The following is a 20,666-nucleotide window of genomic DNA, read 5'->3' as shown; positions in this document are numbered from 1 at the left end:
GGCTCCTGGCTATTGCCACATCCAGGACTCATCGTGGGTCGCGTACTGCTTGAGCCGGCGGTTGACCCCGCGCCGGTCGAACTCATCCAGCGTCAGCCATTCGCGCAACGCTTCGATATCCTCGCGTCGATTCCGGACGGCCTCGATGTCGTTCGCATCCAGGTCGGCCTGGATGTCCTCGAGTAAATCTTCAACGTGCGATGGGACCGCGTCCCGTCGTGCCATGAAGGCCAAAGTGCCACCGCAGCCTTCCGGTGGCGCCCGTCGCTTCACGGATAGGTGCATTTTTCGTCCTGCGCCAGGCTCGCTTCAACGCGCACTTCGTGTTGCCAGCCGTCGCCGAAGTCGTACTCGTAGCGGAAGCGCTCGTTGATACGGAATTTAAAATCGCACAGTCGAACCTGGTCCGGATCAGTCGAGAAGCTCGTGCCGCCGTCGTGGTACACGCCATAGTCCTGGCCATGGATGTGAAACAGATTCAAATGCGCGTCGTTCCAGCCGAACGCGATCTGCAGCGCGTAATGCAAGTCGACGATCGTGCTGTCACTGCGTACGAGTAATCGGCGCCAGATCATCGGACTGATCTGGCGAATCCATACGTGGAGCCGGTAAACCGTGGCGCTGGTTGCGTTTGGCATAGTCACCTAAGCTTAGTAAACGACCGTCAGAATCACCTGATTTTGACGGTTGAAAACGATGCTCTGCAAGGCCCGCCAGGACTGGGGCCTGGGCACGAGAATCGGAGGGGTTTTTGACCATGCGTGCAGCGGTCTATACCCGCGTGTCCACCCCGGACCAATCCACCGACCGGCAGCGGCGGGAATTGCGCAACTACGCGAAAGCCCGCGGCTGGAAGATCGTGCGGGAAATGCAGGAAACCGTCAGCGGCGCGTCACAAAAGCGGCCGCTGCGCGAAGCGGTCATGCAACTGGCGCGCACCCGCGCCGTCGATGTGATCCTGGTCCAGGCCTTGGACCGTTGGGGACGCAGCGTGCAGGACCTGATCCTGACAATGGCGGAGCTGGAAGCGCTTGGAGTGGCCTTCGTGGTACCTGGCCAGATCGACATGAGCACACCAGTGGGCCGGATGCAGGCGCATTTGCTCTCGGCGGTCGCGGAATTCGAAAGGGAGCTTATTCGGGAACGTGTCCGCTCTGGCCTGGCCAATGCGCGCGCCAGGGGCAAGCGCCTCGGCCGGCCCAACGCGACACCGCGCCTGGTGAACAAGGGCTTGTCCCTGATCAGGCAGGGAATGACCTACCAGCAGGCAGCCGAGCAATCGGGGGTGAGCATTTCCACGCTACTGCGCGCCCGAAGGAAAGGCAACGCCGCGCCTGACGGTCGAAAAGTCGGTCGGTGACCCCAGCCCCCGGAATGGCGCGCTCTCCTGCTAGACGGCGACGTCCCGCCGCGAGAATGTTTCCGGCTGCATTGATGTCGCGATGATGATACGCGCCACACTCAAAGGCAGGCCCGCTCCCTTATTCCAAGACCTTCCAGGCCCTTCGGGCCTGCGCGCCTTTTACAGCAGCTACAGGTCTGGGTTGAATACGCCTCATCGACCTCATCGAACCACACGCCAGCTCAAACAGTGTCGTGATCTGCGCAGTGTCTTTCGTCAAACCTCGGTACCGCGTCTTCGTATGCACGAACGCCGCTACGAGCTGAGCAGAGCAATCACGCGTCCAAACTGGAACCACGTGGCTACTACGCTTGGTTTCGCGCTATCGAAACGCACGAAGGTCTATATCGCGGCGTCCTATCAGAATCTTGGCGGCGCTGATCCGGGTACGCCGTTCTCTTCGGCGTACCCGGATCAGCCGGGCCTCTGTCTGCGCGTCGGCGGGTGATCACGTGGCTCGGTCTGATGCACACGTTCCAAGAAATAGCGGGCTGTCGCGTGCGACGGGAAGTTCCGTTGCGCCTGATACGTGTACTCGAGCGGCGCACACCTGCTGCGAATGCGCGACATCCGGAGTGCGGGGAAGGCATAAAAGATAGCGATACATATGATCAATATCGAAAGCGATAGTTTGTGTGTATTGCAGCTAGTGCCGGAATTCCAAGTGTTTACGATGATTAAGTAATTGGTCAATCGTACAGATAATTATCGTGAGACCTCGAGTGGAAGGTCGGACCTTTTCAACAGGAGCGGCACACGATGTCCAGTCAACGCGCGGTAGAGTTTCTGAGCAAGGGCGAGAAGATCCGGGGCGATCTGGTTCTTCCGGAAGGGGAAGGCCCGTTCCCGCTGCTGGTGATGGGTGGCGGCTGGTGCTACGTGAAGGAGATCGTCATGCCGCACTACGCGAAGGCGATCGTGGAGAAGGGCGTGGCGGTGCTGATGTTCGACTACCGCTGCATGGGCGCCAGCGAAGGCCTGCCGCGCCAGCACATTGACCCGGCCGCGCAGATTGAGGACTACAAGAGCGCGGTGACATTTGGCGAGAGGCTTCCGGAGATCGACGGTGAGCGCATCGGCGTGTGGGGCATCTCGTACGCGGGTGGCCACGTGCTGGCAGTCGGGGCGACCGACGAGCGCGTGAAATGCGTGATCTCGAACATTCCGGTGGTCGACGGCTACGAGAACATGCGCCGCGTGCATGGCTCGCAGCGCTTCCACGAGCTCAACGAGCTGATTCTGGCGGACCGCCGCGAGCGTACGAAGTCGGGTACCGCCGGTGGTCGCATGCCGATGTCGTCGCTGCATCCGTTCAGCGAGCTGAGCACGTGGCCGTTCCCGACGATCCACACGATCTTCCACGACATCAAGGAGCGCGAGGCTCCGCGTCATGAGCACTGGAGCACGATCGAGTCGACGGAGCTGCTGCTGGGCTACGACGTGGCGCCGTTCGCACGGCGGCTGTACGACAAGCCGACGCTGATGGTGGTTGCGGAGGGTGATGAGATCACGCTGTGGGATCTGGAGATTGGTGTGTTCAACAGCATTCCGTCGGCGCGCAAGAAGCTGGCCGTGTTGCCGAAGGTGTCGCACATGAGCCTGTACTCGAAGCAAAACGACCTTGCGGTGGCGGGGCGTCTGGCTGCCGAGTTCGCCGCCGAACACCTCGGCGTCCGCTAAGGCACCCACGTAACCGGGACCCCGGCCTCAAAAATCCGCCAACCGTAGATCGAGTCAAAGATGTCCGCCCTGTCACGCGAGCTGGCCTTCCAGCTTCATGAAGTGCTGAAAGTCGAAACACTGTCCCAAAGGCCCAGATATGAGGGGCAAACACGGGAGGATTTCGACTTTATTTTGTCCGCCGCTGAACGTCTTTCAGCCGACTTCTTCGCGCCGCATTACGCGAAGGGCGACGCGGAAGAGCCGCAGTTCGTAGAAGGCGGTGCGAGGACCATTCGCGAAACGGGTGAAGCGTGGAAGGCATTCGCTGAGGCTGGGATGCTGTCGGCGCATTGGGACGCCGAAGAGGGTGGCATTCAGTTGCCCGAGCCGGTGTTTCGTGCGGCGATGGCTTACTTCTTTGTGGCCAATACCCCCACGGCAGGCTATCCGTTCCTGTCAATTGGCGCTGCAAATCTGTTGCGGGAATTCGGCAACGATGAGCTGAAGGCACAATATCTTCCCGCGATGGCCGATGGACGCTGTGCGGGGACGATGGCCCTGACCGAGCCGGGGCAGGGCTCGGCGCTGGGAGACATCAAGACCGTTGCGATCGCCGCGGGTGACGGAACGTACCGGATTTCCGGTCAGAAGATGTTCATTTCTGGCGGTGACCAGGCCTTCACTGAGAACATTGCCCATATGGTGCTCGCACGCATCAAAGGGGCGCCCGCTGGCGTTAAGGGAATCTCCCTGTTTCTGGTGCCGAAGTTTCTCCCGGATGGAGATGCGGGCTTGTCAGGCGCTCTTTTGCCGCGACCGACTGGGCATCGATCCGGATAAGTTGAACGTCGATGGCGGTGCCATCGCGCTTGGCCATCCCTACGGGATGACGGGGGCACGTCTGACGGGTCACGCCTTGATCGAAGGCCGGCGTCGCGGCGCGCGGCACGTCGTTGTGACCATGTGCGTGGGTGGGGGAATGGGCGCGGCTGCGCTGTTTGAGGTGGTGCAATGAGTTACGCATCGATTTTTAGCCTGAGCGGTCGGGCAGCGCTCATTACGGGGGCGTCAAGCGGGATCGGCTTGCACATGGCCACGACGATGGCTGAGGCTGGCGCAAAAGTTGTCCTCTGTGCCCGTCGTTCGGACCGTATCGAACAGGCGGCAGCAAACCTGCGTGAACAGGGGTTGCAAGCCTATGCAGTCACGCTGGATGTGACGCAGCCTTCGACATTTGACAGCGCATGGGCACTCGCCCAGGAGAAGGTCGGTCAGCCTATCGACATTCTTTTCAATAACGCGGGCATCCTCTACACGGAGCGCTTCATTGACCAGACTCCCGAACAGGTTAGCGCCGTGTTTGATACGGACCTGAAGGGTGCATTTCTACTTGCGCAGGTGGCCGCACGCTCGATGATCGGTTCGGGCGGCGGCTCAATCATCAACGTTGCATCGACAGCGGGTCTTCGCGCCGGTGGTTCCCTTTCGAGCTACGGCGCGGCGAAGGCGGGACTGGTTCATCTGACCCGTGTCATGGCGCTCGAACTGGCGTCCAAGAACATCCGCGTGAATGCCATCTGCCCGGGCAACTTCGAGACCGACATGCACGCATCCTTCGAAGAAAAGGGCTTCGCGGAAACGATAAGACAGCGCATTCCAATGAAGAAGTTTGGCAAGCCGCACCAGCTGGATGGAAGCGTACTGCTACTTGCCTCCGACGCCGGTGGATTTATCACCGGGGTCTGTCTGCCGGTCGACGGTGGCCAGGTGCTCTCGTGGATGTGACGCGCCAGAGGGGCAATTGATGAACAACCAACCGTCATCTGTACGTTGCGGGCTCACCATTGGCTCCATTCTCGCTAGTGGCGTACGCGCTGCGCGGGGGACAGAGATTGTCACCTCCGACGGCAGGCGCATGGGCTATCAGGCGCTCCGGGAGCGGATCTCGAAGCTTGGCAAGGCGCTGGCCGATATGGGTGTCGCGACCGGTACCCGGGTCGCCGTTCTTGATCGCGACACGCATCGCTATCTCGAAGCATATTTCGCGGTTCCGATGCTTGGCGCAACGTTGATGACAGCCAATATCCGTCTGTCGCCGTCGCAACTACGCTACACGCTCGAGCACAGTGAATCGAGTGTTGTCATCGCGGCTGCCGAGTTTTTGCCCCTTCTGGAGCAGGCGCTCGAGGGAAGCACGCTGAGGCTACGGCTGATTGTCTGCCCCGACGAGAGCCAGCATTTTCCGTCAACCTCGATGGAATATGCGGGTGACTATGAAGCGCTGCTCGAGGCCGCCGGTGAGTTCGACTTTCCCCAGGTCGACGAGGAGGCAGTAGCGACCCACTTCTACACGACCGGTACCACCGGGTTGCCCAAGGGCGTGAGCTACACCCATCGTCAGCTCGTAGAGCACACGCTGGCCGTTGGGTTGGCACTTGCTTCTGCCGATGATTACCAGAGCCTGCGGGTCGGAGATGTCTATCTGCCTCTCACTCCGATGTTTCATGTTCATGCATGGGGCATGCCGTACATTGCGACGCTCCTTGGCCTGAAGCAGGTCTATCCAGGTAGATTTGATGCCAAAACGCTGCCAGGTCTCATCAATCGCGAGGGCGTTACCTATTCGCACTGCGTACCGACAATTCTGCAGATGCTTCTGGATGAAGCACGACTGCAAGGCGTGACGTTTTCAGGCTGGAAGGTAATGGTGGGGGGATCGGCCATGGTCCCCACACTCGCGTCGCGCGCGCTGGAATCAGGGATCCAGGTGTTCGCGGGTTACGGCATGTCAGAAACCTGTCCGGTGGTGTGCTTTGCAAGAGCGGATGCGACCCTCGCCGTTCAGGCTCCGGCGGAACTTTGCCGGGTTGGTTGTCCGGTTCCCCTGGTTGATTTGCGGCTGTGGGGCGAAGGCGTTGAGCAGGGGGAACTTGTGGCGCGGGCTCCCTGGTTGACGCGAGCTTATGTCAAGAATGAACAGGGTACGTGCCAGCTTTGGGAGGGTGACTATCTCCACACCGGTGATGTTGCAAGAATCGACGCTGACGGAGCAGTCAGAATCGTCGATCGTTTGAAGGACGTAATCAAGTCTGGCGGTGAATGGATCTCGTCGCTCGACCTTGAACGGATGCTGCGAGAGCATCAAGCGGTTGAAGAAGCGGCCGTGATCGGCGTGCCAGACGAGAAATGGGGGGAGTGCCCGAGGGCGTTCATCAAACTCGACGGAATGCGGACTGTGGCTGAAGACGAAGTTGTTCGTGAGTTGACCGTCATGCTGAACGAGCAGGTCCGAAACGGCGTGATCCCAAAATTTGCCGTCCCACGGTCTTTCGTGATTGTTGAGGAAATCCCGAAGACGAGTGTGGGCAAGATCGACAAGAAGCGGCTTCGAACGATGGTCGTTGCGGTACCCAAGCCGCACGCCTGAGCCAGTCCTTGAAGCTGAAAGAACCATCGTCGGCAGAACAATTCTGCTGACCCAGTTGTGCCGAAATGCAAGTCATCAGGAACACATAACCAGACCTGTCAACTATCGGAGCGAGCAGGTCACATAGGAGAGAGACGATGTCGACGACGCACGCTACAGGTTCATCGAACCGATGGCATGTTCTCGTAGCCTGCTTTTTGGCTTACGCGTTCGATGCGATGGACTTCATGCTGCTAGCGGTGGCAATGCCAGCGATTATTGCAGATCTTCATTTGTCACTTGGCATGGCCGGCCTGATTGGAACAGCGACGCTCATTGGCGTCGGGTTCAGTAGCGTCCTGATAGGATGGTACTCCGATAACTACGGGCGCAAGCGCGCACTCGTGGGTAGTCTGCTGGCTTTCGGCGTCTTCACGGCGGCAGTAGGATTCGCGCAGGACTGGTCTCACCTGATGCTTCTACGGTTTCTCGCCGGGCTGGGGCTTGGCGGAGTTTGGGGCGTAGCCGCGGCGTTTATCCGAGAGAGCTTTCCTTCACACCAGAGAGGGCGCGCTGCCGCGTTCGTCCTCGGGTCGTGGCCAATCGGCTTTGGGTTCGCTGCGTTCCTTGCGCGCCTCGTCCTTCCAGTGTATGGGTGGCGAGCACTCTTTTTCTGCGGGATTGGCGCAATTCTCGCCGCAATTTATACCCTGCTATTCGTGCGGGAGTCGGAGGCGTGGGGCGCCGAGCGGCACGCGACCGGCACTGCGGCGCAATCGGTGTCTGTCAGGGATCTCTTCTTGGATGAGTTTCGAGCCACGACCTTGCTTGGTACGCTCGCCGCAACGTTTGCGCTCGTTGGGTACTGGGGGGCAAATACGTGGATTCCAACTTATCTGGTCAAAGAGAGAGGACTCGACACAGGGACGATGACCACGTTCGTGATTCTGCTCAACGTCGGCATGTTTCTTGGATATCAACTGTTCGGGTGGCTCGGCGACAAGATCGGGCGTGAACGGGCTTTGATTCTTTCTTTTGCCGGCGCGGTCGTGACGCTTCCCATCTACGCCGTAACCCGCAGCACTGCGCTGCTCCTGTGGATGGGACCAGTCACTGCATTATTTTTCTCGTTCACAGGAATATTCGGCGCCTACTTTGCCGAACTGTATCCTGCGCGAATCCGCAGCCTTGGGGCGGGTTTCTGCTTCAATGTCGGGCGAGGCCTCTCAGCATTTGCTCCGTTCGCGTTGGGGGCGGTTGCGGCAAAGAGCAGTCTTGCAACTGGCATTGCGCTCTGCGGGTTCGGCTTTGGTCTGGCCGGCGTATTTACCGCGCTGTTGGCGCGGGTTCGGCGCCATGCGAAGCCGCTTTTTGAATCCGCAGCCGATGCCAAGTTATCGCGGGAATGACTCGGAAAATCATGGATGTAAGCTAGTTGAATGGTTGGCCGTTGCGCGGCTGCAGCGGCCGTTCTGGACTGCGTTTCATGCGATAATGACAACTGTACATATGCCCAATAATACTTTCGAAGTTTCATTCCTGCATGAAGAAAGTCTCCGTTCCGACTGTCCCGGAAAAGCGTAATGGGATCGCTCAAAGTGTGCCTGGTGTCGTAAGGCAAGGCGCGCGCAAGGCGGGGGATGCGACTCGGGAAAAGATGCTGGATGCTGCCGAAGAACTCTTCGCTAACAACGGCTTTCACGGCACCTCCATGCGGGATGTTGCTGAAGCGTCGGATGCGCGCATCGCGCTCGTTACGTATCACTTTGGGACAAAGGATCTTCTTTTCGACAAGGTCGTTGAGCGGCGCGCATCAGTCATGGCCCATCGCCGTATTCAGGCACTCGACGCTGCAAGGCTGCGTACGCCCGAAGGTCCATTGCCGATAAAGGACCTCGTAGAGGGCTATGTCTGGCCGTTCGTCGAGCGTAGCGCGGACGGCGGCCAGGGCTGGAAGAGTTATTCGCGGCTTGTCGCTCGTCTTGCTAATTCGCCGGACTGGGCCAAGATCATCAGCAAGCACTACGATGCGGTCGCGCGACAGTACGTAGTTGAGTTCCGCAAGGCACTGCCGGACGTTTCCGAGGAGGATGTTCACCACGGGTTCAGCTTCATGGTCGGTGCCATGGTTGCGCTGATCGCAGAGCCGGGGCGAGTCGAAGCGCTCTCGACAGGCCGTTTTGCCGCTTCGGATCTTCGGCACGTCTATGACCGCCTGGTTCCGTTCCTGGTCGCTGGATTTCATAGCCTTGTCGATGTAGGGAAGTAGTCATCTGGGATCCGGCAATGTAACGCCTCGTTTCAGGTCATATGACTCGATCCGCGGTTGATTTGTTATTGAGCGGTGCGGCAGTAGGTGCGGGGGCACTGTCAAGTTGCTGGAGATGGGGCGGTAGAATGAAGCGATGAAGAAGACGAAATCGCTTTATCACGGCCACCGCTTCCCTGCTATCGTCATCAGCTGCGCCGTTCGCTGGTACTTCCGATTCAGCCTGAGCCTGCGCGACATCGAGGAGTTGTTGCTCGAGCGTGGCGTAGTGGTCACGTACGAAACGATCCGTCGCTGGTGCGACAAGTTCGGCGCCGGATTCGCTCAGTGCGCCAGGGCGGTGCGGCGCAAGCCAGGCAGCACCTGGCATTTAGACGAGATGTTCGTGACGCTGCGCGGTGAGCCGTACCTGTTGTGGCGGGCGGTCGACGAGCACGGCGCCGAACTCGATGTGCTGGTGCAAAAGCGTCGCGACAAGGCCGCGGCAAAGCGCTTCTTTCGGCGGGTGCTGCGTTCAAACCCGGTGCCGCGCAAAATCGTTACCGACCAACTGCGCAGTTATCCGGCGGCGAAGGCTGATATTCCTGAGCTCGCTCAGGTAAAGCACGTTTTCGTCAAAGCGGCCGCACGCGTAAACAACCGCGCCGAGAACAGTCACCAGCCAACCCGTAGGCACGAACGCCAGATGTGCGGCTTTCGCGACGCGCGTCGCACGCAGGCGTTTCTCTCATGCTTCGGCCCGATTCGGCAGCACTTCGCGTTGCCCAGACATCAGATGAACGCGGCATGTCATCGCGCCGTACTAACAGAACGCCTCGCCACCTGGCATGGTTGGACTGTCGCAGCCGCAATCGAGATAGCAATCTGATAAGGATAACTACGCGTGCGCCGCACTTTTTGCCTACAGTCGCCAACTTGACAACGCCGTCAGTTGGCATCTAAGCACGCACCATCAAACGAAGATATGTACTATACGGCCTATAGACGAGCGAGCTTCAGGTGTCACTGACCGGCGTTATGGAGCCATTCCGGGATCGGCGTATTGGCGCCGCCTGATGACCGGCGCATAGGCGCCACTGGCGCGGGGTGTTGAACGCGATTCGAACTTTCCAGATGGGTACGCTCCCGTTCTTTCTGAACGGAGTGTCCATGACCAACCGGAGGTTCGAATTGTTTGAGTACCGTCAAGTCCTTGTCCGCATGCGGCAAGTGTGGACGGCGGTCAGAATCCGACACCAGATGGCGGCGTCGATCAGAAATGCGAAACGATTCCTGTTCTGCAGGGCAGTCCGGTGCTTGTTGTTGATGGCATCGATGGGCGGTATCGGGTGCGTCGGAAGGAGCCCGAAGGGCGAGTGCAGACGCACCCGACGCGGCTCGTTTCAGGAAGGGGTGACGCAGGAGTCAGGATGCGGTAGAAGAAGGCCTACCGCCGAAGAAACAGGCCCGACACCGGCCTAAACTGCCAGGTCCAATCCGGTGTCGAGCCCAGCACGCGCACGACGGGGCACGGTGCCAGCAAAGTATTGCACGCCCCGTCAGCCCTGTCGATATCGCATCGGCATTGACGGGGATTGCCGATGCCGGCCTCAGGCCGCCTCTTCGTTTGCGCCCGCTGCCGGGCCCAGGTCATTGTTTGCCGCCGTTGTGACCGCGGCCAGTATGCGCAAGAGAAAAACAGTGGACATCAGCCGGCGCCTTGAAAATACAGGGATCGGCAGTCAGCAGGATGTCCATTTGGTTAGCCGAAAAAGTGGACAGAACAACTGTCCTGATGTCCATCTTCCGCCGCAAGTTTCGCGTGGTCGGCGGCCCGATAAAGCCGGGCCTCCGACCATGCTGGAGCGCGTCAAGCCATCGCGCGTCAAGGGTTCACTTTGCCGGGCTTCACCAGCCCGCATGGAGCGAAGACGTCCGCCCCGATCTAGCGCGGCTGCAAGGGCAGGACGCTACCGCCACGCAGCGCGGCCAGTTCCTTGCGCAGGCTGAACACCTGACGTAGCAGAGCGAGTTCACGAGCCAGCGACTCGTCAAGCTGTGCCTGCAGATCCTTCGCGTCGCCCTTCGCGCGGTTCAGCCGCTCGTTCAGCTCGAGCTTCGGGCGCGCGGTTACCACGTTGGCCGTGTCGATCGCTGCGATCAGTTCGGTGAACTGCGGGCGCGACTTCTTGATGCTGCCCTTCTTGCGGCCCGCCTCGATCGCCACGGTGTCGTTGTTGATACGTGCACCCTTGCGTTTCTTCAGCCGCTCAAGGGCGGCGTAGTAGTCGGTCATGGCGTCGCTCATGCTGCCTCCGGTTTGATCAGTTTCTTCTGCGCGTCAAGCAATCGTTGCAGCGTCTGGGCCTCGATACGGTATTCGACGCTCGCCTCATCGACCGCGCGCAGCTTCGCGACCGTAACCTGCTGCGCCTTGATCACGCGCTGAAGCTTTGACGGCACGACGACGAGATTGCGGCAGTTCGATTCAAGGCAATCCAGACGCATCCAGTCGAGTGGCGTCGACTTGCACGGCTCGACGCTGACGCAGCCGCCCAACACCGTCTCTCGGTACGCCAGTTCGCCCTTACCGAACATTCTCACCGTCTGCTCGCGCGAATAAACCGACACCGGCGAAGCCTGCACGGCACGGCTCTGCACCCACGCTGCGTGCCCGCCGAACAACCGCTCGTCAGCGAACAGCACCTGCTCGGCGTACGCGAGATACTCGGACAGGCCCTGCGTCTCGGCCCATTCCTTCGCGAAGTGGGTACTGTCGGTGTCGATGAAGCCCTTCGCGAACGCCGAGCCGCGCGCATAGTAGGTGCTCATCTCCTGCGTGAGGTGCTGCAGCTGACGTTTGAGCGTCGGTAGCGTCACGAGGCCGCTCCGATGGGCGAAGAGGGCCAAGGTCCTGCGAAGCTGGTGCCGAGTGAACGGCCACTGTTGCCCGAGCGTGTACTTCGGCTCGTCTTCCCACGCGCGGTGCATGTCAACACGCTTCAGTTCAGCGATATCCTCCGCCGTGATCGTCGGGAAGACGCGCTCGCGAAAGGCTTCGATTTCGTTATGTACGTTACTCGCCGCCCGGTTTGCCACGTACTTAAGATGCAGACCCATCCGGCAGAACAGCAGGTGCGAACCGTCCGTCGATTCGGCGTAGCCCTGCTCGCCGTGCGCACGGTGTGCCTCGCCCGACAGGCGTTGCGCGAGCCTGACGGCACGGGCGGCGAGCGGGCTGGTCACCCAGCATGCGCGCCTGGGATGCCCTCCCGACAGCTTGGTCGTGACGCCCTCGATGGTGTAGTGGGTCACGCCATCCAGACGGGTCTCGCGCAGGCAGTCGTACGGCAGGGTCTCCGCTTCCATCGCACGCATGCCGGTGAATGACAGGATGACAAGCTGGCATAGCGCACCGATCGACGCCACAAGCGACAACACGACGAAAGGGGAGTTCTTGCACGCGAAGTACTCAGCGATCCTTACCAGTTCATCAGGGATGCATGGAATCTCGCCGGCGTACTTGTGTGCGAGGTAGTCCGACAGGATGCCAGCGACACCCTCAGCAACGCTGAGGTCGTGCTCACAGGTCGACAGAAAGTGCTGGTAGATCCGCGTCGGGATGACAGGGTGTTGTGAGCTTCCAGCACGTTGCGCGTAGCGTTCGAACAGAGGCTTGTGCAGTTGGGCCAGCGGTACGCGCAGCCCCGTGGTCCCGACGCCCAGACGGTGAAGCTTTACCAGAAGCGAATGAAGAGGATTGGCCTTTCTCTCCCTCCCGGCATGCGCCACATAGTCCAGAACAACGGCAGCGCTGGACAACCCCTCGTAGAGCGTAAGCTGACGTTCGGCAGCAAAGAACGTGAATTCCTTCAGGCAGGTTGAACGGGATTGAAGCGTACCGAACACCGGTACCGTATCAGTCGCTTCGTGCATCTGAAAGTACATCACCTGCTTCCACTGCCGCGTAGTCGCTTCTGAAAGGGCGCGGCTCACGCCGTCAGGCACGTGGCCCCTGAAGTAGATATGGGTGCGCGGTCCAATCGTATATGCCCGGATGTCCCAGGCGTCGTCACCAAACAGCGAAGCCGCGTTTCCAGCCTTGTCGTGCGTAACGACCGTGTCGTCCTCGACCCGATACCAGTCGGGGCGCCCGGCGAGCGGCGAAATCAACGTGTTGTTCATGCCACCCCCAGTTCGTAGAGGTGGTCGAGCCTGGCCGACCAGAAAGCATCCAGATTCCCCCTGATATCAACGTCATGTTCGATCTGATCGACCAGCGCGGCGTCGCGCCTGCGCAGTTCGTCGAGCAGGAAGTCAACGCGTCGCAGCACCGCACCGAACGATCTGTCGTATTGCTCGATCGAGTCCGCACGTCTGCTCATGAGCCTGACGCAATGACGGCAGCCCAGCAGCTTGCGGATGTCGGTGGCGTCAGCGTGCACGCGGTACTGGTCGCAGAAGAGACACCCTTCGGTCGAGCGGCAGTCAGGCTGTACGGTGACCGACGCCGCGATCGGCGCAGGCTTGTGGAACCCGATGCAAACGCCCACCGCGCTCCTGATGCTGCCTGCCGGTTTGTTACCAGGTTTCAGCACGGTCTGCTCGACCGACGCGAGGAACGCGCCCATCTCGGCCTTGTGCGCGGCGTCCGTACCGTTCGAGTACAAGTGCAGTGCCGTGGCCAGCGAGTGCCCCATCAGCCTGGCTGCGACGAGAGGGTCGTGGTTGCTCACCGCCCAATCCTGCTTTGCCGCACGCCACTGCCGGGCGGTAATGCGCGGCAGCACGATCCCGAGCGTGTCGAGTCGACTGTAAAGCAGATCCAGGAAGCTGATTGAGAGACCGGTAAGCCGCCCCGGCTGGGCATGGTGTCCGACTACGACAAACAACGCGTCACGGTCTGCGTCCTGCACCAGATACTCGCGCAACGCCAGATACTTCTTGAGCTTCGGCATGAAACCCAGCGAGACGGTAAACGTGACGTCCTTCGCGGCTGCACGGTACTTGACCTCGCGAAACTTCTGGCGCGCAACCGACGCATCCTGCAAGCTCGCGGCAAGCTCCGGACTCCACTTCATGGCCAGCAGTTGTGCGAGGTTGACGCCCGTTTCGGCCAGAAACAGCGCGGCGAAGCAATAGACCGCCATCGAAGCGTGCAAGCGACGGATAGCCGACTGTGCGTTCTTGTTCGCCGCCGCAAGATGTTTAGCAGCAAACCAGGCAACGCCCCGTGAACGGTTAAGAGGATCTTTAGCGCCAGCCTCAGCCATGCGCGTTATGAGTTCTTCCCGGGTGCGCAGCTCGCCCGTTTCCAGATTCCAGCCAGCCAGGCCAGGCGAGTCGTTGCCTTCACGGCGGTTGTGTCTGTGCGGAACAAGGCAAAGACTCTCGCCTCGCGCCGTGCTCACGTGCATCGGGTACGGCTTGAAGTCGAGCACCAGCATGCTGATGCTGCTGAAGAGCGCATCAGCCCACGCAAGCAGGGCGGCCTGTGCTTCGGCGTCAGGCACAGCTGTCGGCACAGCCGCTTCCTGTTGCCAGCGCAGCACCCGCGCATCGGCGCAGAACTCGTCGTTTCGGAAGAGCTCGCGTAGCATCGACAACAGATTACGCTGATAGCCGGCGACGGTATTGCGGCTCAGGTTGCCCTGCGAGACTTGTTCGCGCTTCTCACCGAAGTAGCGATGAACAGCCTCCGCCGTAGGCTTCTCGTCACAGAGCACCTGATGCAGGCCCTGCCTGTCGGCCCAGCTAACGAAGTCAAGCACGGCGCGTAGCGCACCGTAGACCGTCTTCGGACGCATCACGCCGGGGGTCACCTGCGCGGAAAGCTGCGTCACCAGCAGACGTACAACCCTGGCGCGTTCGCTGCAGAAGCTTGTGTGGTCGAAAGTGTGTCGCGTGCGCTGCGGGTTCGACGTGTCGCGCGTCAGATAGCAGATCTGACCGATATCGGAACGTCTGCTCATGCCTTCCCACCTGAGCAGCGCGCGCCCGGGGTGCAGCAGCAGCGTGCCTTCCGCGAGCGGCATGTACACTTCCTCGTACTGGCGACTCATGCTGCCTCCACCGTGTCGAGCGTGCGCGCGACCAGCGTCGACAGGTGCGCGCCCCAGCCATCCTGCACAGCGTCGAACAGCTTGCGATTCTCGCGGTAAGCGAGATAGCGTTCAGTCATTGACGGTTGTACGTGCCACATCAACTGCCGCAACTGATCGAGCGCCCGTGTGTACTTCGTCCCGTTCGCTGTCATCGTGTCGACCATGTTCAACCCGAAGGTCGCGCGCAGGTCGTGGAAGCTGAACTCGTACCTGGGGTTGCCGAGCCGCACGCGCATCATGGGCAACAGTTCGTCCCTGATGAACTGGCGCACGGCCTGCCCGGTCTTGACGTGACGGCGCACGCGCGGGCCAGTGGTGAGCGGGTCGCGCGACGCGCGATCCTCGTAGAGCGGCGCTCCGCGATGGCTCAGAAAGATCGGCTGGTCGGGATGATCACCGCCGTCTGCCAGCTGGCGACGCTTGCGTGCACGATCGCTGTGCACGTAGACGTACAGCCGCTCGTAAAAACCGCGCGGCAGGTGCAACACGCCCTTGACACCGCCCTTCGTGTCGATGCCCGTACCCGGACCGCAGGCGAGACGGATGTCGTCGCCGTGAAACTCGCCCGGTTTGCGCATCATGTGTTTCGCGCGCACGGTCAGTACCGTCTGGATGCGAGCGCCTGTCAACAGCGCGAACAGATGAATGAGCGTCATCTCGGTGTTGCCGAGTGCGGCTAACGATTCAAGCAGCGCCGACTGCTCGGCAGAGGGCAGCGGGCGCAGGCGACCGCCGTCCTGAATGTGATCGTCCCACGGATCTTCGGCGCGCCGACCGCTGATTGACAGGTCGGTGGCCTTGACCGCAATCACATTGCTGAAGCCCTTCTGGTCCTTAAACTCGATGAAACGATCGGATTCGACCCACGGCGCGTTCGCGGGCCTGAGGCCTGCTTCCGTCATGAGCCAGCGATAGAAGCGCACCACAGCGCCCATACGACGCCTGGCAACGCCCGCAGACAGTTCGCCTGCCTGCACGGCCAGCCTGATCGAGGCGCTGTAGCGGTAGGTCGGACGTTGCCGCTTGTTCGCGGGGAACGTCAGCCAGTCGACGCCCTCGTCATCCAGATAACGACGGAACGCCACCAGGTCGTCTGCGATGCTGGCGAACGTGAGCATGTTGGGCGACGACTTCGACTCCATCATATCGATGAGCCAGACGTTCGCCTCGGCCCACGGCGCACCGTCAGCGAGTCGGACAACAGGAAAGAGAGGGAAGGTGTCTGCGATCCACTGCGGGCGGGCGTCGCGTCGCTTGCCTGTGTCGGGGGCTGCGAGCGGGGCCGTGTGATAGATGGTGCCGCCATCGGGGGTGGTGATACTGACCGGCGTCGCGCCGGGTGTGTCGCGGTCAACGACCTCGGTTAGCGGCAGTTGCCGGATGGTCGTTCGTCTTGCTGTCATCATGCAGGTCCTCTGCTGTGTTTGTGGGGATGTCCGCTTTAACACAGCCTGCGAGTACCAGGAAATCGTTCTTCACTTGCGCATAGGACAGATTTACTGCAAAGGCGACTGCTCTCGAGCCTCACGCCAGGCCAGCTTACGCGAGGCTGCTCAGCGCTATCAGCGCAGTCGCCACGGCCGGTTTGCACACGCTGAACGGATGCGCCGCTATCGCAGCCGCCAGAATAAAGTGACGCATCACGGTTCCGCCGTGCCTGCCGCCGATGCTCTACTGGCACCGACTTCGACGACGTCGGCGGCCAGAGCAGCGGTACCCACCAGCGCCACACCTGTGCCTGAGCATTGCCACTTCTGCCACTGCGTCTGTCCTGGCTTCTTACGCCTCGGGCCACTGCGCCGTCGGGTCTTCCGTGACGTTCGTACTGCTACTCACTGCACAGGAAGGGACCCATGACCATCGGAGTTGAACTCGAAGCGCAGATCCTGCGCTACTACCATGTCGAGAAGTGGCGCTGTGGCACCATCGCGCGCCAGTTACACGTAAACCGCGGCACCGTCCAGCGCGTGCTGGCTCAGGCCGGACTGCCCCGGATTGGCCCGATGCTGCGGCCCTCGCAGATCGATGCCTACCTGCCGTTCATCCATGAGACGCTCAAGAAGTTTCCATCACTCACGGCCAGCCGCCTGTATGCGATGGTCTATGAGCGCGGCTACCGCGGCGGTCAGCACCACTTCAGACACCTGGTTTCGCTTCATCGTCCGCGCCCGGTGGCCGAGGCGTACCTTCGGCTTCGCACCTTGCCTGGGGAGCAAGCTCAATGCGACTGGGGGAGCTTCGGCCATCTGCAGATCGGACGTGCGCGCCGACCCCTGATGGCCTTCGTGATGGTGCTGTCGTGGTCGCGACAGATCTATCTGCACTTCTTCCTCGATGCACGCATGGACAGCTTCCTGGCCGGCCACGCCGGTGCCTGGGCGGCATGGTCCGGGTTGCCACGTGTCGTCTTGTACGACAATCTTAAAAGTGCCGTGCTTGAACGTCGGGGCGACGCGATCCGCTTCAACCCGACGCTGCTCGCGTTCGCCGCGCATCATCGCTACGAGCCCCGTCCAGTGGCCGTGTGCCGAGGAAATGAGTATGGTGTGGTAAAAAAAATGTCGCGGTGCCTCTTAATGACCCTGTATTGCCTGTCAGGTTGACGCGTCCATGGCGACATAATTTCAGGCTGATACTGATATTCCACTGATCCACATTGAGGGAATATCATGTTTGAGACTCTCTTTACGCGTCCGCATGTTCTTGCTGCCCACACGCTCGCGCCCTGCGTGGAATCCAGGAAACGCTTCCTCGTACATTGTCAGGAACTGGGTTATCCGCCTAAGTCGATCCGCAAGATCGCGTGGGTCCTGCTGGTTTTTTCGCAGAGCATGGATCTGTCCCGCCCGCGGTTAATAACGCACGAGGAAATCGCGTTTGCGGTTGACCACCGGATTCGTCTCGTTCGAAGTGAGCGCACGAACGAGTCCCGCAGCTCGCGGCTTCTGTTCATCCATACCGCCACGGCCTGGCTGTGTTTTCTGGGGCGTCTGGAGGAACGGCATCCCACGAGAGAACCATTTGTTCGCTATGTCGAACACTACGTCGATTTCATGCGCGACCAGCGAGGACTCTCTCCTGCTACGATTTCAAACTGTCGTGATGAGATCGGTCATTTTCTGGCGATGGTCTGCCGCCCTGACAGGGCAATTGATGCTCTCACTATCCACGACGTCGACACCTACCTCGCGTACCAGGGCAACCATGGCTGGTCCAGAGTGTCATTGCACGCGCTTGCGAGCACGCTGCGCAATTTCTTCCGGTATGCAGAAGGACAAGGCTGGGCTACCGACGTTGCGTGCGGCATTGAAGCACCCGTGGTGTATAGGGAGGAGGGTTTGCCGCTCGGGCCAGATTGGGATGACGTGCAAAGATTCGTCGCCAGTTTTGTCGGCGACAGTGCGATCGATCTACGCAACCGTGCGATGATCATGCTGCTGGTTGTCTACGGACTGAGGCGCGGCGAGGTGGTACTGCTCCGTCTGGAGGATATAGACTGGTGCGGCGAGATCCTTCATGTCCATCGTCCCAAGCAGCGTTGCACACAGCAATATCCGCTGGTGGCAACAGTTGGGAATGCCATTCTGCGTTACCTGAAGGAGGCGCGTCCACGAAGCGCTCATCGTGAGCTGTTCCTGTCGGTTGAGGCGCCGATCCGACCGTTGTCACCTGCGCGCGTAAGCGACATTGTCCGATCGCGTCTCGCAGTGCTTGGCATCGACATCCCGCGGCGTGGCGCACATTGCCTGAGGCATGCCAATGCCCGGCACTTACTCGATGCTGGTTTTGCCCTGAAGGAGATCGGCGATCATCTCGGCCATCGCAGCGCTTCGTCGACGAGAACCTATGCGAAGGTTGACCTGAGCGGACTGAGGCGTGTGGCCGAAATCGATCTGGGGAGTTTGCTATGACGCTCTCCGAAGTTGTCGCCCAATACGTGAGCCACAAACGGGCGTTGGGCATGCGCTTTGATTCCGAAGCGGCCACGCTTGCCTCATTCTGCCGCCGGGTTGATGGCAACATTGATGTGACGTCGGTCACGCTCAGGCATGTACATGACTTCCTGACTGGCAACAGGCCGCTGACTAACCATTGGCGCAAGAGAAGGTCGGTACTTGACTGCCTGTTTCGTTTTGCCCTCTCGCGTGGGCATGTCTCGGCTTCTCCACTTTCTCCCTACAGTCCGGAATTGCCGCCACCGCTGATACCCTATATCTATTCGCAGCAGGAATTAAAGCGCCTGCTCGACGTGGCTCCGGCGGCATGCAGTCCATACGGTCTGCTGGATGCATATGTTTTGCGTGCACTCATTCTGATTCTGTATGGCGCTTGCCTGCGCCATGGCGAAGCCTTGCGGCTAACCATGCAGGACGTCAATCTCGACGAAGCCGTCCTGCATGTGCACGAGAGCAAATTCTATAAATCGAGGCTGGTTCCGCTAGGCGCAGATCTGAATAGTGCGATGCGAACCTATGCCCGGCAACGCAACCAGAGATTTGGGCAGGCACCGGCTGCGCCGTTCTTCTGTTTCCGCGATGGTCGCCCTGTGACCCAGAAAGCTGTGTGCAAGGCCTTTCAGCGACAGCGCGCCCTGGCAAACATCCAACGCGAAGGCGGTGCGTCCTGCCAGCCGAGGCTGCATGATTTGCGGCACTCAGGCGCAGTGCACCGGCTAATCGCCTGGTATCGCGGTGGCGTGGAGTTGCAACTGTTGTTACCGCAACTGGCCACCTATCTCGGCCACATCGATCTCGCGAGCACCCAGCGCTACCTCACTCTGACGCCCGAGTTGCTGAATGAAGCGGGCACGCGCTTTGAAACTTACTTCCTTGAGGTGCATCATGAATAACTCATCTCTGCTGGGTCCGTGGATCCGGCGGTTCCTGATCGAGTATCTGGTGGGCGAACGTAACCTTGCAATCAATACGCAAAAAAGTTACCGCGACATGCTCATGCTGTTGCTTCCGTATCTGGCCGCCAAGGTCGACAAACGGATCGACCGCCTGAGCGTTGATGATCTCTCCGCGCAAATGGTCCGCCTGTTCCTGACGCACATGGAAGAACAGCGCCACTGTATGGTCAGCACACGAAATCAGCGGCTCGGCGGCATCCATGCGCTGGCTCGTTTCATCGGCGAACATGCACCGGAATACGTCGAATGGTGGGCACAGATTCATCTGATTCCCGTCAAGAGAACCAGTCGGCCGGAGATCAGCTACCTTAGCAGGCAGGAAATGGACGCCCTGCTCGCAGCCTCTGACATGAATACAGCACAGGGGCAGCGCGAACATGCGTTACTGCTCTTCATGTTTAATTCAGGAGCGCGTGCAAGCGAAGCCGCGCAGCTCAGGATTGGCGACATTGACTGGCACACGCGTTCGGCCAGCATCGTCGGCAAGGGGAACAAACATCGCCGCTGCCCGCTCTGGAAATCCACAATCGAGGCGTTGCGCTCACAGACTGAAGGCAGGGCCGCCGCCGAACCTGTGTTCCTCAACCGCTTCCACCAGACGATGACGCGCTCCGGCATTCATGCTCTGGTGAAGCGCTGCGCTATTCGTGCTGCAGCCAGCGCGCCGTCACTCGCCGGCAAGAATGTGCACCCACATGTGATTCGGCATACAACCGCTTCGCTACTACTGCAGGCCGGTGTCGACATCAATACGATACGCGGCTGGCTTGGGCACGTGTCGTTGGAGACGACCAACATCTATGCCGAGATCAACCTGGAAACAAAGGCGCGGGCGCTGGCGACATGCGAAGTGCAAGGCAATGCCGAAGTACAAAAACAATGGCGTGATCAGCCCGACCTGATGGCCTTCCTCCGCACCCTGTAGCCGAATA

Annotated in this window: 18 protein-coding genes and 4 pseudogenes; 14 read left to right on the top strand and 8 right to left on the bottom strand. The window is 60.3% G+C overall.

Going from position 1 to position 20,666, the window contains the following annotated elements:
- Window positions 1–9 precede the first annotated feature (9 nt).
- Window positions 10–285, bottom strand: a complete 276-nt coding sequence (locus AYM40_RS36310) for a hypothetical protein (protein WP_148662451.1) — start codon at window positions 283–285, stop codon at window positions 10–12.
- Entirely contained in the window at window positions 270–638 is a 369-nt protein-coding gene (locus tag AYM40_RS36305; RefSeq protein WP_082855551.1) for a plasmid pRiA4b ORF-3 family protein, read from the bottom strand. Before AYM40_RS36305 ends, AYM40_RS36310 begins: the two co-directional genes overlap by 16 nt.
- A 119-nt stretch (window positions 639–757) precedes the next feature.
- Between AYM40_RS36305 and AYM40_RS36300 the strand changes: the two genes are divergently transcribed.
- Complete coding sequence (locus AYM40_RS36300) at window positions 758–1,360, top strand: recombinase family protein (RefSeq protein ID WP_063500999.1); 603 nt, start codon at window positions 758–760, stop codon at window positions 1,358–1,360.
- A gap of 25 nt (window positions 1,361–1,385) precedes the next feature.
- On the opposite strand, the pseudogene AYM40_RS43125 reads toward AYM40_RS36300, so the two are convergent.
- Together AYM40_RS43125 and AYM40_RS43975 are read right to left on the bottom strand one after the other, a co-directional pair.
- Window positions 1,386–1,584: pseudogene (locus AYM40_RS43125) on the bottom strand (zinc ribbon domain-containing protein); the annotation flags it as partial.
- Window positions 1,551–1,652: pseudogene (locus tag AYM40_RS43975) on the bottom strand (IS5/IS1182 family transposase); the annotation flags it as partial. The pseudogenes AYM40_RS43125 and AYM40_RS43975, both read right to left, overlap by 34 nt.
- 48 nt (window positions 1,653–1,700) lie before the next feature.
- Here AYM40_RS43975 and AYM40_RS41690 point away from each other — a divergent pair.
- From AYM40_RS41690 to AYM40_RS36260, 9 genes and pseudogenes are all read left to right on the top strand, one after another.
- Window positions 1,701–1,850 carry a hypothetical protein gene (locus tag AYM40_RS41690; protein ID WP_158515388.1) on the top strand — a complete coding sequence of 50 codons (150 nt, stop codon included), beginning with the start codon at window positions 1,701–1,703 and terminating at the stop codon, window positions 1,848–1,850.
- 311 nt (window positions 1,851–2,161) lie between these two features.
- Window positions 2,162–3,082 carry an alpha/beta hydrolase gene (locus AYM40_RS36290; protein ID WP_063500997.1) on the top strand — a complete coding sequence of 307 codons (921 nt, stop codon included), beginning with the start codon at window positions 2,162–2,164 and terminating at the stop codon, window positions 3,080–3,082.
- A 60-nt stretch (window positions 3,083–3,142) separates the two neighbouring features.
- Window positions 3,143–3,904 carry an acyl-CoA dehydrogenase family protein gene (locus tag AYM40_RS36285; RefSeq protein ID WP_082855550.1) on the top strand — a complete coding sequence of 254 codons (762 nt, stop codon included), beginning with the start codon at window positions 3,143–3,145 and terminating at the stop codon, window positions 3,902–3,904.
- Window positions 3,846–4,079: pseudogene (locus AYM40_RS39695) on the top strand (acetyl-CoA C-acyltransferase); the annotation flags it as partial. The gene AYM40_RS36285 and the pseudogene AYM40_RS39695, both read left to right, overlap by 59 nt.
- Entirely contained in the window at window positions 4,076–4,849 is a 774-nt protein-coding gene (locus AYM40_RS36280; protein WP_063500996.1) for an SDR family NAD(P)-dependent oxidoreductase, read from the top strand. The pseudogene AYM40_RS39695 and the gene AYM40_RS36280, both read left to right, overlap by 4 nt.
- A gap of 19 nt (window positions 4,850–4,868) precedes the next feature.
- On the top strand, window positions 4,869–6,491 hold the full coding sequence (locus AYM40_RS36275; protein ID WP_063500995.1) for a long-chain-fatty-acid--CoA ligase: 1,623 nt from the start codon (window positions 4,869–4,871) through the stop codon (window positions 6,489–6,491).
- A gap of 137 nt (window positions 6,492–6,628) precedes the next feature.
- Window positions 6,629–7,879, top strand: a complete 1,251-nt coding sequence (locus tag AYM40_RS36270) for an MFS transporter (RefSeq protein ID WP_063500994.1) — start codon at window positions 6,629–6,631, stop codon at window positions 7,877–7,879.
- A 134-nt stretch (window positions 7,880–8,013) separates the two neighbouring features.
- On the top strand, window positions 8,014–8,739 hold the full coding sequence (locus tag AYM40_RS36265) for a TetR/AcrR family transcriptional regulator (RefSeq protein ID WP_082855549.1): 726 nt from the start codon (window positions 8,014–8,016) through the stop codon (window positions 8,737–8,739).
- A gap of 136 nt (window positions 8,740–8,875) precedes the next feature.
- Entirely contained in the window at window positions 8,876–9,607 is a 732-nt protein-coding gene (locus AYM40_RS36260) for an IS6 family transposase (RefSeq protein ID WP_063500992.1), read from the top strand.
- 1,056 nt (window positions 9,608–10,663) lie between these two features.
- On the opposite strand, the gene AYM40_RS36250 is transcribed toward AYM40_RS36260, so the two are convergent.
- Genes AYM40_RS36250 through AYM40_RS36235 form a run of 4 tightly spaced genes read right to left on the bottom strand, consistent with a single transcriptional unit; the run spans window position 10,664 to window position 16,228 of the window.
- On the bottom strand, window positions 10,664–11,026 hold the full coding sequence (locus AYM40_RS36250; protein WP_063500990.1) for a hypothetical protein: 363 nt from the start codon (window positions 11,024–11,026) through the stop codon (window positions 10,664–10,666).
- Window positions 11,023–12,903 carry a hypothetical protein gene (locus AYM40_RS36245; RefSeq protein ID WP_063500989.1) on the bottom strand — a complete coding sequence of 627 codons (1,881 nt, stop codon included), beginning with the start codon at window positions 12,901–12,903 and terminating at the stop codon, window positions 11,023–11,025. Before AYM40_RS36245 ends, AYM40_RS36250 begins: the two co-directional genes overlap by 4 nt.
- The gene (locus tag AYM40_RS36240) at window positions 12,900–14,780 is read right to left on the bottom strand and encodes a hypothetical protein (protein ID WP_063500988.1); all 1,881 of its coding nucleotides are present in this window, start codon (window positions 14,778–14,780) and stop codon (window positions 12,900–12,902) included. The genes AYM40_RS36245 and AYM40_RS36240 overlap by 4 nt, the downstream gene beginning before the upstream one ends.
- Window positions 14,777–16,228 (bottom strand): site-specific integrase, encoded by a 1,452-nt coding sequence (locus AYM40_RS36235; RefSeq protein WP_236078321.1) that lies wholly within the window; start codon window positions 16,226–16,228, stop codon window positions 14,777–14,779. Before AYM40_RS36235 ends, AYM40_RS36240 begins: the two co-directional genes overlap by 4 nt.
- A gap of 447 nt (window positions 16,229–16,675) precedes the next feature.
- Here AYM40_RS36235 and AYM40_RS36230 point away from each other — a divergent pair.
- The 4 genes and pseudogenes from AYM40_RS36230 to AYM40_RS36215 all read left to right on the top strand — a co-directional run.
- A pseudogene (locus AYM40_RS36230) lies at window positions 16,676–17,389 on the top strand (IS21 family transposase); the annotation flags it as partial.
- A gap of 102 nt (window positions 17,390–17,491) precedes the next feature.
- Complete coding sequence (locus tag AYM40_RS36225) at window positions 17,492–18,733, top strand: tyrosine-type recombinase/integrase (protein WP_063500949.1); 1,242 nt, start codon at window positions 17,492–17,494, stop codon at window positions 18,731–18,733.
- The gene (locus AYM40_RS36220) at window positions 18,730–19,671 is read left to right on the top strand and encodes a tyrosine-type recombinase/integrase (protein WP_063500948.1); all 942 of its coding nucleotides are present in this window, start codon (window positions 18,730–18,732) and stop codon (window positions 19,669–19,671) included. Before AYM40_RS36225 ends, AYM40_RS36220 begins: the two co-directional genes overlap by 4 nt.
- The gene (locus AYM40_RS36215; RefSeq protein ID WP_063500947.1) at window positions 19,664–20,659 is read left to right on the top strand and encodes a tyrosine-type recombinase/integrase; all 996 of its coding nucleotides are present in this window, start codon (window positions 19,664–19,666) and stop codon (window positions 20,657–20,659) included. Before AYM40_RS36220 ends, AYM40_RS36215 begins: the two co-directional genes overlap by 8 nt.
- Window positions 20,660–20,666 lie beyond the last annotated feature (7 nt).

It is taken from the genome of Paraburkholderia phytofirmans OLGA172, from assembly GCF_001634365.1.
Classification (GTDB): Bacteria; Pseudomonadota; Gammaproteobacteria; order Burkholderiales; family Burkholderiaceae; genus Paraburkholderia.
Note: the sequence above shows the minus strand (reverse complement) of the source record. Positions and strands in the feature narration are given on the sequence as shown.